This is a genomic window from Xylanibacter brevis ATCC 19188, assembly GCF_000621725.1.
Classification (GTDB): Bacteria; Bacteroidota; Bacteroidia; order Bacteroidales; family Bacteroidaceae; genus Prevotella; species Prevotella brevis.
Genome location: NZ_JHXM01000003.1, coordinates 251,704 through 264,521 on the forward strand (window position 1 = coordinate 251,704; position 12,818 = coordinate 264,521).

Annotated in this window: 12 protein-coding genes; 7 read left to right on the plus strand and 5 right to left on the minus strand. The window is 52.6% G+C overall.

What is annotated here, in order from left to right:
* The first annotated feature begins 103 nt into the window (after positions 1-103).
* A complete protein-coding gene (locus tag T433_RS0102865) occupies positions 104-634 on the plus strand; it encodes an LOG family protein (protein ID WP_027449301.1) in 531 nt (176 codons plus the stop codon).
* Here the strand turns inward: T433_RS0102865 and T433_RS0102870 are convergent.
* The gene (locus T433_RS0102870; protein WP_027454779.1) at positions 623-1,567 is read right to left on the minus strand and encodes a PfkB family carbohydrate kinase; all 945 of its coding nucleotides are present in this window, start codon (positions 1,565-1,567) and stop codon (positions 623-625) included. The two genes, T433_RS0102865 and T433_RS0102870, sit on opposite strands and share 12 nt — an antisense overlap.
* Before the next feature lie 157 nt (positions 1,568-1,724).
* Between T433_RS0102870 and T433_RS0102875 the strand changes: the two genes are divergently transcribed.
* Entirely contained in the window at positions 1,725-2,960 is a 1,236-nt protein-coding gene (locus tag T433_RS0102875) for a M16 family metallopeptidase (RefSeq protein ID WP_027454780.1), read from the plus strand.
* Positions 2,961-3,000: 40 nt separating this feature from the next.
* Here the strand turns inward: T433_RS0102875 and T433_RS0102880 are convergent, their stop codons facing one another.
* Genes T433_RS0102880 through T433_RS0102895 form a run of 4 tightly spaced genes read right to left on the minus strand, consistent with a single transcriptional unit; the run spans position 3,001 to position 5,308 of the window.
* On the minus strand, positions 3,001-3,681 hold the full coding sequence (locus tag T433_RS0102880; RefSeq protein WP_027454781.1) for a GNA1162 family protein: 681 nt from the start codon (positions 3,679-3,681) through the stop codon (positions 3,001-3,003).
* A complete protein-coding gene (locus tag T433_RS0102885; protein ID WP_027454782.1) occupies positions 3,678-4,022 on the minus strand; it encodes a DUF4810 domain-containing protein in 345 nt (114 codons plus the stop codon). The genes T433_RS0102880 and T433_RS0102885 overlap by 4 nt, the downstream gene beginning before the upstream one ends.
* On the minus strand, positions 4,019-4,366 hold the full coding sequence (locus T433_RS0102890) for a hypothetical protein (protein WP_027449306.1): 348 nt from the start codon (positions 4,364-4,366) through the stop codon (positions 4,019-4,021). The genes T433_RS0102885 and T433_RS0102890 overlap by 4 nt, the downstream gene beginning before the upstream one ends.
* A 6-nt stretch (positions 4,367-4,372) precedes the next feature.
* Complete coding sequence (locus T433_RS0102895) at positions 4,373-5,308, minus strand: CsgG/HfaB family protein (protein WP_027449307.1); 936 nt, start codon at positions 5,306-5,308, stop codon at positions 4,373-4,375.
* Between the two features lie 553 nt (positions 5,309-5,861).
* On the opposite strand from T433_RS0102895, the gene T433_RS0102900 reads away from it, so the two are divergent.
* The 5 genes from T433_RS0102900 to T433_RS16380 all read left to right on the plus strand — a co-directional run.
* Positions 5,862-6,959, plus strand: a complete 1,098-nt coding sequence (locus tag T433_RS0102900) for an ROK family protein (RefSeq protein ID WP_155808311.1) — start codon at positions 5,862-5,864, stop codon at positions 6,957-6,959.
* A gap of 188 nt (positions 6,960-7,147) precedes the next feature.
* Entirely contained in the window at positions 7,148-8,473 is a 1,326-nt protein-coding gene (locus T433_RS0102905; protein ID WP_027449309.1) for an anaerobic C4-dicarboxylate transporter family protein, read from the plus strand.
* A 529-nt stretch (positions 8,474-9,002) separates the two neighbouring features.
* Positions 9,003-11,141, plus strand: a complete 2,139-nt coding sequence (locus tag T433_RS14445) for a TonB-dependent receptor (protein ID WP_428837368.1) — start codon at positions 9,003-9,005, stop codon at positions 11,139-11,141.
* Positions 11,141-12,358, plus strand: coding sequence for a DUF4374 domain-containing protein (locus tag T433_RS0102915; protein WP_027454784.1), 1,218 nt, complete (start codon positions 11,141-11,143; stop codon positions 12,356-12,358). Before T433_RS14445 ends, T433_RS0102915 begins: the two co-directional genes overlap by 1 nt.
* Before the next feature lie 185 nt (positions 12,359-12,543).
* A partial coding sequence (locus T433_RS16380; protein ID WP_027454494.1) for a helix-turn-helix domain-containing protein occupies positions 12,544-12,818 on the plus strand: 275 nt, incomplete at its 3' end.

Sequence of the window (12,818 nt, forward strand, 5' to 3'; positions counted from 1 at the left end):
ATAATATTTGTCTGCGCAAAGTTACGCATTAATTTTCAATAATCTGTGTTTAATTCTTATTTTTCAATTCTCATTATTCATTTTATTTACTATCTTTGCAGTCATGAAACTATGCATTTATTGTTCTGCTAATCAGCAGATAGACCCCGACTTCTTCGCCATGAGCGAGGAACTGGGCCGTTGGGCCGCAGAAAACGGCCATTCCATCGTGTTCGGCGGCCACGATGCCGGACTCATGCACAGCGTGAGCAAGGCGGCGAAAGAGGCCGGTGCACAGGTCATTGGTGTGGTGCCGCGTCGCATTGAGGAGATGGGACGCCTCAGCCCCTACCTCGATGTGCACATTCCCACCGAGAACCTGACCGACCGCAAGGACCTGATGATGCTGCAGAGTGATGCGTTTATCGTGCTGCCTGGCGGCATTGGCACCCTCGACGAGCTGTTCACCACGGCAGCAGCAGCCACACTGCAATACCACCAGAAGCCACTGATCCTGTGGAACATGAAAGGTTTTTGGGATTCGCTCATAGCCTGTCTCGACGACCTGAGCGAGAAAGGTGTGATTCGCGGCGACTGGCACCAGCTCATCCGCGTGGCGTCAACGCTCGACGACGTCCAGCGCCTACTCGGCTAACTGGGCAGCCATGGCGCTGCCGAAGCCCTCATCCACCGAGTTATCTACACTCTGACAGACGTTGGCCGAGAACTGCATGGCATAGCTGATGACGTTGTCCCACTGCTGTTCGGTGAGTCCGCGCTCGATGTTTTCGCGTGTGATGTGGTTTTTGATCATGCCAAACACGAAGCCTGCATTGAAGTTATCACCCGCACCGATGGTGCTCACCACCTTGTTGTTGTGATCCACGGCATACTGCTTGGCGAAGTTATCGTCGGCACGCAGTTCCACGGGTCCGGCACCACTGGTATAGATGAACTTCTTCGTGTAGAAGGCTATCTGCGAACGATAGATGGCATCGGGATCGGTCTTGTGGAACATCACCTCGAAGTCTTCGCTAGAGCCACGCACAATGTCGGCCATCTCCAGGTTCTCCAGGATGTTGGGCGTCAGCTTCATCACCTCGTTTTTGTGCGACGAACGGAAGTTCACATCATAATAGAGGATGGCACCACGGTTGCGCGCATACTCCAAAAAGGCCTGCACCTGCGGACGTATCACGGGGTTCACGGCGAAGTAAGAGCCAAACACCACGATGTCGTCTTTCTGAATGTCGGGATAGGAGAACTCCAATCGGTCGTTGACATGATCTTTGTAGAAGATATAGTCTGCATCGTTCTTCTCGTTGAGGAAGGCCAGCGATACAGGCGACTTGGAATCGGGATAGACATAGACACACGAGGCATCAACACCATTTTTCTCGATGAAATCGATAATTCTGCGCCCTACGTGGTCGTTGCCGGTCTCACTGACCAGCGAGGCTTTCACGCCCGAACGCCCTAGCGATATCAGACAGTTGAACGTGGAACCACCCGGCACAGCACCTATCGGCTGTTCGTTTTTAAAGATGATGTCGAGAACCGTCTCGCCTATACCAATAACCTTTTGCATTTATCATATCATTTAAAGTCCGTTGCAAAGATAAGCAATAATTATCATCTCAAAGAATTAATTGCGAAAAAAAACAAAAATCATTCGTTTCTTTGAAAAACAAACCTCGAGCATATCTTTTGCGGTATGCGCTTTTTTTCATACCTTTGCACTTCAAATGACGAAATACAACACTTTTACACTCGACAACGGCCTTCGCGTCATCCACCTGCCATCCGACTCGCAGGTGGTGTATTGCGGCATCGCCGTCAAGGCGGGCACACGCCACGAACTGCCTGGCGAGGAGGGACTGGCCCACTTCTGCGAGCACCTCTCGTTCAAGGGCACACAGAAGATGTCGGCCGTACAGATCATCAACGCCATCGAAGGACTGGGAGGCGAACTGAATGCCTTCACCAACAAGGAGGACACGGTGTTCTACTGTGCCATTCAGGCTAAGCATGCCAAGAAAGCCATCGGCGTGCTCTGCGACATCGTGTTCGACAGCACCTACCCTCAGGCTGAGGTGGAGAAGGAACGCGAGGTGGTGTGCGACGAGATCGACAGCTATGAGGATACGCCTGCCGAACTGATCTACGACGAGTTCGAGAACATACTGTTCGAGGGGCACCCCTTGGGCCACAACATCCTGGGCACCAGCGAACAGGTGCGCAGCTACACCAGCGACGATGCCCACCGCTTCACCAGTCGCTACTATCGCCCTGAGAACTGCGTGTTCTTCCTCAGTGGCGACATCGACAAGAAGACCATCGCCACCACGCTCAACAAGTCGATCAAGGGAAAGGGCGAGCAGGCGGTTCAGCCCGCTGGGCACACAGCCACGCCCCTGAAGGAAAAGACGGACGAGAGGTTACTCGTTCGCCATCGCGGCACCCATCAGGCCCACGTGATGCTGGGCACACGCGCCTTTGCCGGCAGCGACCCTCGGCGCTGGGCGCTCTACCTGCTGAACAACATACTGGGCGGACCGGGCCTCAACTCGCGACTGAACATCGCGCTGCGCGAGCGCAACGGACTGGTGTATAGCGTGGATAGCTCGATGGTGAGCTATAGCGACACGGGCATGTGGTCGGTGTATTTCGGGTGCGATCCAGCCGACGTAAAGCGCTGCTTGCGACTGGTGCGCCGCGAACTAGACAAGCTGATGCAGAAACCGCTCTCGACCACGCAACTGACCGCCGCCAAACGACAGCTGCAGGGCCAGCTGGCCATTGCCAGCGACAGCCGCGAACAGTTTGCGCTCGACTTTGCCAAGAACTTCCTGCACACGGGTAAGGAGCGCGACCTCACCGACATCATGCGTCACATCGACGCGCTCACCAGCGATGATCTTCAAAAAGTCGCAAAGCAACTTTTTGAAGAAGACAGAATCACCACTTTGATATATAAATAAACGAAAGAAGGCTAACCGGAGTGGTTAGCCTTCTTTCGTGTTATCTCACTACTGCTTGCACATAGCTTGAACCCGCCGCCATCTTCTGGTCTTTATCATAGTTCAAGCCATATTTACCTTCCGGCATATCGCTCAGCACAAAGCGCGTGCATCGCCGTCCGGCTTCCACCTTGTCGGTGGCCGATGTCGTAATAGCAGTTGCAGCTAGATCAACCAAGGCACCCAGCAGACCACCATTATTGCTGTTCACGCTGGTATCCAGACTTATCAGGCCCTCACGATGATACAGCGTCTCGCCGGTCTTCGTAGAGCGCAGGATATACTCCACACCGGCTGTCAGACTGCCAGCCACCTTGTTTCTGTTCCACGACTTGATAATCGTGAACATGGCTGCATCGGCACCCAGCACATTACGGAACTGCGAGAGGTCACCCTCCAGGAACATCTCTGCATCATAGGCACTCTCTGCCTGAAACATCTCCATCGTCATCATGGGTGAATAGACATAGTAGCCTTTCTCGCATAGAGGCGTATAGAGCGTGGTGTAGAAATAATCCTTAGCCTCTACGTGGTTGGTCTGATTGATGGGAGGCATCACGGCAATGGTCAGAGGCCGTTCCTCATACATCTTAGGATACTGCGCATCACGTGTGATGAGTTCCTTCTGAGCGCATGACGATATCAATAGCATCATCAAGCCAAAAAACATATACTTCTTCATTTCTCCAACTGCTTAATGATTCTTGAAATAAACGCTTCCGACTCTGGATAGGCCTTCATCTCTGCACGCAGCAGCGTCAGTCCCTCCTCCTTTTTACCTGCCTTGCATAGCAAATAGCCATATTCTGCATTGACGCCTGGCGGAACCGCTTTGCGCAGCCCCTTCTGACTCTTCAGCACTTTCTCATACTGCACCATGGCCTTGGCCAGCGTCTCCTCTGTGCCACGCTTGGTATAGGTATAGGTTGCATCCTCGGAGTCATACCAGGAATACAACGTTTGTTGGGTCTGACACGAGGCCAGTGCCATCATGCAGACACCTAGGAACAGCAACTTCTTCATGGCAGCGTGATGATTTTAGTTTGTTGGGCTGAAAGGAACAGCTGTTTCTGATAAACTACCTGTCCGTTGAACGTCACCGACACATTCCTGCGACCAGGAGCCACACCATATTGTGTGCCTTTTCTATTGGCCACCTTCGGCTTCACCACCTTGGCGTCGAACTTCGTACCGTCCACATCCACCTGCACGGGCTTTGAACCGTTACCATAAGTATCGTTAGGTCCTACAAACACCAGGTAGGCCATGTCTTCCTTACCACTCTGCTGGGCCACGGGATAGTTTGTCTTGCAACCAAACAGGAAGGCGCAAAACGCGATTATTGCGAATAAAATCCTTGTCTTCATAGCATTCTACTTTATTTCCTCGATATAATAATCCGTCAGCTTGCTGACATCAATAGCTGCGTCATCACCTGAGAAAGAGATGAACGAATATTCCGTCTCTGGGGTGTCACCGCCCGTGGCAGTCACAGTCACCGTGCCCACCTGTTTGCCAGGCAATTCTATCATCACGCCCGTTTGCGGGTTCTTCACCGACCTTCCCTTGGTCTTCACGCCAAAGGTATCACCCACCTTGATGCCCTGACTGGTGCCACCGGCAATGAGTTGTGCGTCCTTGTCGAAGGACAGGAAGTAAGTGCGCCAAGGCTTGTCCGTACACTTGTTGATAATATTCTCCACCAACTGACCGATGGCTTCCGAGATGGCTTTGTCGCTCAGCGTAGCATCGTAGCTAGCCTTGCCACCCACACCCATCGTTGTCTTGGTGGTCAGCTCGGCAGAACCCTTCGCTTCATCTGAGTAAATTATCAAGCCTGTTGACACATCTACCAAGCGGATGGCCACAGCAGCTTCCACCACCTGCGTCTTCGTGCTGGTGAAGGTGCCCGACTTACCGATGTTCTTTCTACCAAACTCCGTTACCGAACCAATAATCATATAGTCGGCACCGATAGCAGAAAGTCCGTTTTCACTCTTCTTAGCCTCCTCCAGCAGAGCAGCCAGGTCGCTGCGTTCCAGCAGCAGGAACTTACCAGAGGCAGCCAACTTTGCCGACAGAATGTCGAGAGCCTGCTTACCCATGGGGTCGTTTTCCTTATCATAGAAGATGCCCTTCGCATATTGCGTCTCGTTACTGAAGCGGCCAATGGCCACTTTTCTTTTCAGCACCCTACTGCCCGTGTCAGCCAAGTCTTGCTTCACAGGCTCCACTATCTCCACCTTGCGCTGAGCCTGAGCCAAGGCGCAAACCAGAAATAGTGCCGTCAACATTACAATTTTCTTCATCGTGTTATTCATTTAAAGATAGTATACTGTGGGCAAAGATAGGCAATTCCGCGGTAAGTTCCAAATTTTCCATTAGAAAAGTATCGCTTTGCTAAAACGAAGCAATCATTCTCAAAATAAATTCTGGCCAGAATCAATTGAATTTTGGCCAAAATTTAAAAAATAATGGCCAAAATTTAACATCATCCTTTTCTCTATATCCGGCGAAAAGGAGCGCACTTCGTGCGGAAATTCCACAGAATTGGAAACAAAATTATTCAGAGATGATTTTATTTTTTTGCTTAATTTTGAACCAAATTTTGGATAATTTCCCTGCGAAGCAGGCTCAAATTAGCGAAATAGACTTATACCCTTAAATCAAATTATAGCTATAATTCAATTAAAAATAGCTATAATTGCACGAATTATAGCTATAATTTGTTTGAATAGTTAAACTTACACATTATTATATCAATAGCCTTGGTTATTTTAAAAAAACATCTTACTTTTGCATGGCGTTTCGCACTGAATAGTAAAAGACCAATAGTAAGTAATTGTTTATCAACCTAAAATAATAATGAGTAAAGACAAGAAAACCGTACTGACGCTCGACGCCGGAGGTACTAACTTTGTATTCTCGGCCATTTGCGACAATGAAGAGATTGTAGAACCCGTACGTCTGAAGGCTGTGACCACCGACACCGAAGGCTGTCTGGCCACACTGGTGCAGGGATTCACCACCGTCAAAGAACAACTCAAGGAGGAACCCGTGGCCATCAGCTTCGCCTTTCCTGGCCCTGCCGACTATGAGCATGGCGTGATTGGCGACCTGCCCAACTTCCCTTCGTTCCGTGGCGGCGTGCCCCTGGGTCCGTATCTGGAGAATGTGTTCGGCATTCCCGTGTTTATCAACAACGACGGCAACCTGTTTGCCTATGGCGAGGCGCTGGCCGGTGCACTGCCCCGTGTCAACAAGGCCCTGGAGGAGGCTGGCGGCAAGCGCCGCTATAAGAATATGGTGGGTGTGACGCTGGGCACGGGCTTCGGCTGTGGCGTGGTCATCGACCAGGTGCTGCTGACGGGCGACAACGGCTGTGGCGGCGACACATGGTGCACGCGCAACGGCATGTATCCCTTCGTCATTGCCGAAGAGAGCGTGAGCATTCGCGCCGTGCGCCGCGTCTATGCGGAGATGTCGCACGAGGATGCCTCGCAACTGACGCCTAAGGACATCTGCGACATTGCCGACGGCAAGCGCCCAGGCAATGTGAAGGCGGCCAAGGAGAGCTTCCGCCAACTGGGACAGGTGACGGCGGCTGCGCTGGTCAACGTGCTGAACATCGTGGATGGCATCGTGGTGATCGGTGGCGGTGTGGCTGGTGCTGCGCATCACATCCTGCCGGGCATGATGGAGGAGTTTGCGCGTCCTGTGGGCACGTTCTCCGGTCGACTGATGCCCACGCTGCAGTCTGAGGTCTATAACTTCGAAGACCCCGAGCAGCGCGCTGCCTTCCTCGAAGACAAGGACACGTATGTCAAGGTGCCCCACACCGACAAAGAGGTGCTCTACTGCAGTCAGCGCAAGGTGGCCATCATGGTGTCTGAGCTGGGTGCCAGCAAGGCCATCAATCTGGGTGCCTACAACTTTGCCCTGAAGAAGATCGAGGGGTGAACTGCCCGCTGACCGTCAGGCACATATATCTAACTACTTACAAGGAGGTTAGACGGGACTTTCCACCCGTCTGACTTCCTTTTTTGATACCCGCAAGGGTCGTCTGCACAGAAAAAATTGATGAAAAAAGTAGCACGTTATCATTTTTTTTATACCTTTGCAAAACATAACATAACAATCCGTTAACTATGACTACACTACTCATTCTACTTCAGCTACTCATCGTCCTGTGCATGATCTTCATTGGCGCCAAGGTGGGCGGCATCGGTTTGGGAATCTACGGCATGGTGGGCGTGTTCGTCCTGGTATTCGTCTTCGGCATGGAGCCGGGAGCCATCCCCATCGACGTGATGCTCATCATCGTGAGTGTCATCACGGCATCGGCCTCACTGCAGGCAGCTGGCGGTCTGGACTACATGGTGAACCAGGCCGCGCGGTTCTTAAAGAAGCACCCCAGCCGCATCACGTTCTATGCGCCACTCACCACATGGCTCTTCAGTCTGCTGGCAGGCACCGCCCACACTTGCTATGCGCTGCTGCCCATTATCTCGGAGATTGCACGGAAAGAGAAGGTGCGCCCCGAGCGCCCGCTGACTGTGGCCACGATAGCAGCATCGCTGGGCATCACGGGTTCGCCGGTGTCGGCAGCCACGGCTGCCATCCTCTCGCAGTCGCTGCTGGGTAGTCATGGCATCGGTATCAAAGACATCATGCTGGTCACCATCCCGGCATCGCTCATCGCCATCCTGGTGGCTTCGCTGGTACAGAACTACATAGGCAAACCGCTGGAGGACGACCCCGAGTACCAGCGACGACTGCGCGAAGGACTGATCCAGAGCGAGGAGCCCACCACCGAGAGCACTGCGGCCATCAATCCGCGTGCCAAATGGGCCGTGGCCGCTTTTATGTTGGGTGTTGTTCTTGTGGTACTGTTTGGCAGTTTCCCCACCCTGCGCCCGTCGTTCCACGGTGAGACGCTGAGCATGAATGCCACCATCGAGATGGTGATGATGAGCATCGCGGCCCTGATACTGCTGGTGGGCAAAGCCGACGTGCGCAAGGCGGCCAGCGGCAACGTGTTCAGTTCGGGCATGAACGCCATGGTGTCTATCTTCGGCGTGGCCTGGATGGGCAGCACATTCTTCGAGGGTCACCACGAAGTCATCCTTGGCAGCATCCAGGGCGTGTTCGCCACCTATCCCCTCCTCTTCGCCATCCCGCTGTTCGTGTTCAGCATCATGCTGTTCTCGCAGGCAGCCACCGCCAAGACGCTCTATCCCGTAGGTCTGGCCATGGGCATACCGCCACTGGCGCTGCTGGTGCTTTTCCCTGCCGTCAACGGCTATTTCTTCCTGCCCAACTACCCCACCGAGGTGGCTGCCATCGGCTTCGACCGCACTGGCACTACGCGCATCGGCCGCTACGTGGTGAACCACTCCTTCCAGCTCTCGGGCTTCATCACCACCTTCGTCTCCATCGCCGTCGGCTATCTGATCGTCACGCTCTTATACTAACTCCGCAGGTCACTATGGAATGGACCCAAATAAGCATGAATAAATACCTAGAGGAGAAATACAAATAACACGTCTGTTTCTGATAAGCATGCTAAAAGCGGCACTATACGCGGGTAATAGTGCCGCTTTTAGCATGCAATAGTATAGCTTTTGTCACGCAATAGTGGCACTTTTGGTGCGCATCTAGAGTCTAGAATCACTCATTCTAGAGTCTAGATCTGATAATTCTAGAGTTTAGATTCATTCATTCTAGAGTCTAGATTCGCTGATTCTAGAGTCTAGAATGATTTTAAAACCTTTAGTGTTGCAGAGCCATTCTGCCACAAAAGCTATTAAAAACGGGCGGTTTCATCGGTCAATACGAGGCATATTATGAGGCGACTGTCGTACTACCAGATTAATATCACGATTTTTAGGTATTGCGCAGCTGGAGAAATCGCAGTAATTTTGCACCGTCAATTGGGGACAATGGTGAAAAGATTGTAAAATTAATGATTATAAATAAGAAATGTGTTTAGGTAAACAAACAATGCTGGGCATCCTTGTCGGCATGGCTTGTTGCACTCAGGCAGAGGCACAGGTGGGCAAGGATACCGTGAAACTGAAAGAAGTACAGATTGTGGGAAAGTCGCAGGCTCGTCGTCTGCACGAACAGGCGTATGCCGTGTCGGTATTGGACCTGAGAAAGCAGTACCTCACAGCTGCGCCACTGAACAAGTTGCTGAACACGGTGTCGTCGGTCAGAATACGTGAGGACGGCGGACTGGGTTCTGATTATAGCTTCACGATGAACGGCTTCTCGGGCAATCAGGTGAAGTTCTTCATGGACGGCATTCCGATGGACAACTTCGGTTCGTCGTTCAATCTGGCCAGCATCTCGGCCAACATGGCAGATCGCATCGAGGTGTATAAGGGCGTGCTGCCCGTGGCACTGGGCAGCGATGCACTGGGTGGCGCGGTGAACATCGTGACACGTGCCAACGCCAACTACCTGGATGCGACCTACAGCGTGGGTTCGTTTGGCACTCACCGCGTGGCCGTGAACGGTGCCTATACAGAAAAAAGCGGTTTCACCGTGCGTGCCAACGCTTTCTACAACTATTCTGAAAACGACTATGAGGTGGATGCACCCATCGTGAACCTCAACACGGGACTCACCGTGGGTGAGCGCCGCGTGAAGCGTTTCAACGACCGCTATCACTCCATGGGTCTGCGCTTGGAGACAGGACTGGTGCGCCAATCGTGGGCCGACTATCTGCTCGTGGGCGTGATTGCCTCTGAGAACGAGAAGCAGATTCAGACCGGTGCCACGATGGATGCCGTATATGGCGATGTGAAGCAGCGCAGCCATTCGCTGATTCCTAGTCTGCGCTATAAGAAGACTGACCTCTTTATGCCTGGGCTGGACTTCACCTTCCACACCACTTACAACATGGTGAAAGACCACACCATCGATACGGCTGCCGTGCGCTATAACTGGTTGGGCGAGCACGTGGCATCGAACAGCAGGGGCGAGGGCTACCTCACCGACGCCACCATCCGCAACCGCGAGTGGCAGGCCACGGGCAACCTGAACTACGTGATTGACGACCACCAGACGCTGACACTGAACCACGTGCTGACAAGCCTGCGTCGTAAGCAGAACGATCCGGAGTATCCTGACTATCCCATGAACAATGTGGCACAGAGACTGACAAAAAACATCACCGGTCTGGGCTACCAGATGCGACTGGGCGGTTGGACAGCCAACGTGTTTGGAAAATACTACCAGATGCACTCGTCAACACATAAGTTGCTGGATCAGTTCCTGGCCACCGAGCGCTACGAACAGGTGAGCGCCAACAAGCAGCAGTGGGGCTATGGTGCTGCTGCCACCTACTTCTTCCTGCCAGGGCTGCAGGCTAAGGTCAGCTTTGAACAGGCCTACCGCATGCCAGAGGCTGTGGAGCTGTTTGGCGACGGTTTTCTGCAGAAGAGCAATACCGACCTGCGCCCCGAGAGTTCACGAAATCTGAACGCTGGTCTACTGTTCGACCGCACACTGGGCGCACACCACGTGGCTGTTGAGGCCAACTATATTTACCGACACACAAAAGACTTTATATATAAAGGAGTGAGCCTGACCAACAACCCCACCACTTCGTTCGAAAACGTGGGCAAGGCCATCACACATGGCATCGAGACCAGCGTGCAGTACGACTTCAAGCGCCTGGCACATGCTGGCTTCAACCTGACCTATCAGGACATCAAAGACCGTCAGGAAACGGAGGGAGCCAACAACTCGTATGTGAACAACGGCATCGCTGAGAACCTTACCTACGGTCAGCGTATCCCCAACATCCCCTATTTCTTCCTGAATGGAGACCTGAGCTGGAACTTCCACAACCTGCTGGCCGAGGGCAACACGCTCACCGTGGCCTACGGCTGTAACTATGTATATAAGTACTACCTCAGCTTCCCGGGCCTGGGACGCCCCGACAGCAAGAAGTACATCCCCACACAGTGGTCGCATGATGCCTCGCTGACCTACCTGATGGGCGGCGGCAAATACAGCGTGGCCCTGGAGTGCACCAACCTGACCAACGAGCAGCTCTATGACAACTACAGACTGCAGAAGCCAGGACGTGCCGTCAACCTGAAATTCCGTGTTTATCTTACTAAAATGTAATGTTGCAGACAATGAAAAAGTATTTCTCAATCATACTCGCAGCCCTTTCTGTTGTGCTCACCTCGTGCGACGAGGACATGGGCAGCACCGAGGTTCCCAACCAGCCTTATGTGCTGGCACTCGGCATCACAGCCAACAACACCACCACTTATTATGTAGTGACCACCGACGATCTGATGCGCACCGACCGCACCATCAACGCCCTGGCCAACGGTATCGAACAGACTGGCTACCGCGACTATCAGCAGGCCGAGCAGACCATTTTTTCTATCGGCGGCATGGGTGTGACCAGCGCCACCGGCATCCAGCGCGACGACAACGGCTATATTCAGGAGCGCGGCAACTTCGTGTTCAACGAGACGCCTATCGGCTTCTGTCAGGTGGACGACCGCCACATGGCTGCTCTTGAGTTGCCAACATCGACCAACAAGGGCGGACAACTCACTTTCTACACCGTGGATATCAACACGCTGGCACTAGACCACAAGGTGAGCACCACCCCTGTGGCTCCTATGGACAATCACGACTGGCCCTACGTCACTGGCATGCAGTACGCCGGTGGCAACCTCTACGTGAGCTACGAGCCCATGAACCCCAACACGTTCAGCTCTGACTATGCCGATACGGCCTTTGTTGCGGTCTATTCCTACCCCGACTGCCAGTTCAAGACGCTGATCAAAGACGTGCGCTTTGGCAATATCGGTTCGTGGAATGCCTTCAACGGATTGCAGAAAGACGAGAACGGCGACCTCTACGCTATGTCGAACACCTCAATGGCTAACGGTTTCTCGCAGTCGCCCAAGAACTCTGGTTTCTTGAAAATCAAGGCCGGCGAAACTCAGTTCGACCCCGACTACACGTTCGACTATCAGGCACTGACCGGTCAGAAGGTGGCCCACTGGCTCTACCTGGGCAACGGCAAAGTGTTTGCCGAGGTGACCACCCGTCTGGATGCGGCCCCCTGGAGCGATGCAGACCTGAAGTGCTGCGTGATAGACTTGGTGAAGAAGACATCGACAGACGTGACGGATATCCCCGTGCACAACGGCAATGGTGGCCGACGCTTTGCCTGCTTTGCAGAAAACGGATACGTATATACGCCTATCGCAACCGATGGTGGCGTCTATATCTATCGCACGGAGATAGCTACTGGCAAGGCTGTACGTGGCGCACGCATAGAAGCTAGTTTCGTGGGTGGGGTGTTTAAAGTTAAATAAGGAGAGAAGACCCAACAGGCCCACCCCCACTAGCCTCACCCCCAACCCCTCTCCGAAGGCGAGGGGAGAAAAGACCCACCCCCTACCCCTCCCTGTGGAGGGAGGGGAGTAAATAGAAAGAAGTGCATAGCGGTAAGATTGATATGAACCCCGAAAGTTAGACAAAAAACTTTTGGGGTTTTATTATGTCTGGAAGGAAACAAAAGAAACATGATTATGCAGACCGTTTGAAATATATGCGTCTGTTGGAGTCTGGCAGATCTATCCATTCTATCTGCACTGAGTATGGTATTAATAACAATCAGCTTCGTGTTCTATGGGCAAAGTATCAGCGTTATGGTGTGTCAGGCTTGCGAAAAAGCGAGATTATCAAGGCCGATTTTGCATTAAAGAGCCAAATTGTCCTTGATATTGAGGAAAATCACTTACCTTTGCATGTAGCTTCATTAAAGTATGGTGC

Coding starts and splice junctions, on each gene's coding strand:
- T433_RS0102915 (WP_027454784.1), top strand. CDS start 11,141: ATGTTGCAGACAATGAAAAAGTATTTCTCAATCATACTCGCAGCCCTT.
- T433_RS0102895 (WP_027449307.1), bottom strand. CDS start 5,308: ATGAAGAAAATTGTAATGTTGACGGCACTATTTCTGGTTTGCGCCTTG.
- T433_RS0102885 (WP_027454782.1), bottom strand. CDS start 4,022: ATGAAGAAGTTGCTGTTCCTAGGTGTCTGCATGATGGCACTGGCCTCG.
- T433_RS0102865 (WP_027449301.1), top strand. CDS start 104: ATGAAACTATGCATTTATTGTTCTGCTAATCAGCAGATAGACCCCGAC.
- T433_RS0102875 (WP_027454780.1), top strand. CDS start 1,725: ATGACGAAATACAACACTTTTACACTCGACAACGGCCTTCGCGTCATC.
- T433_RS0102880 (WP_027454781.1), bottom strand. CDS start 3,681: ATGAAGAAGTATATGTTTTTTGGCTTGATGATGCTATTGATATCGTCA.
- T433_RS0102890 (WP_027449306.1), bottom strand. CDS start 4,366: ATGAAGACAAGGATTTTATTCGCAATAATCGCGTTTTGCGCCTTCCTG.
- T433_RS0102870 (WP_027454779.1), bottom strand. CDS start 1,567: ATGCAAAAGGTTATTGGTATAGGCGAGACGGTTCTCGACATCATCTTT.
- T433_RS14445 (WP_428837368.1), top strand. CDS start 9,003: ATGCTGGGCATCCTTGTCGGCATGGCTTGTTGCACTCAGGCAGAGGCA.
- T433_RS0102905 (WP_027449309.1), top strand. CDS start 7,148: ATGACTACACTACTCATTCTACTTCAGCTACTCATCGTCCTGTGCATG.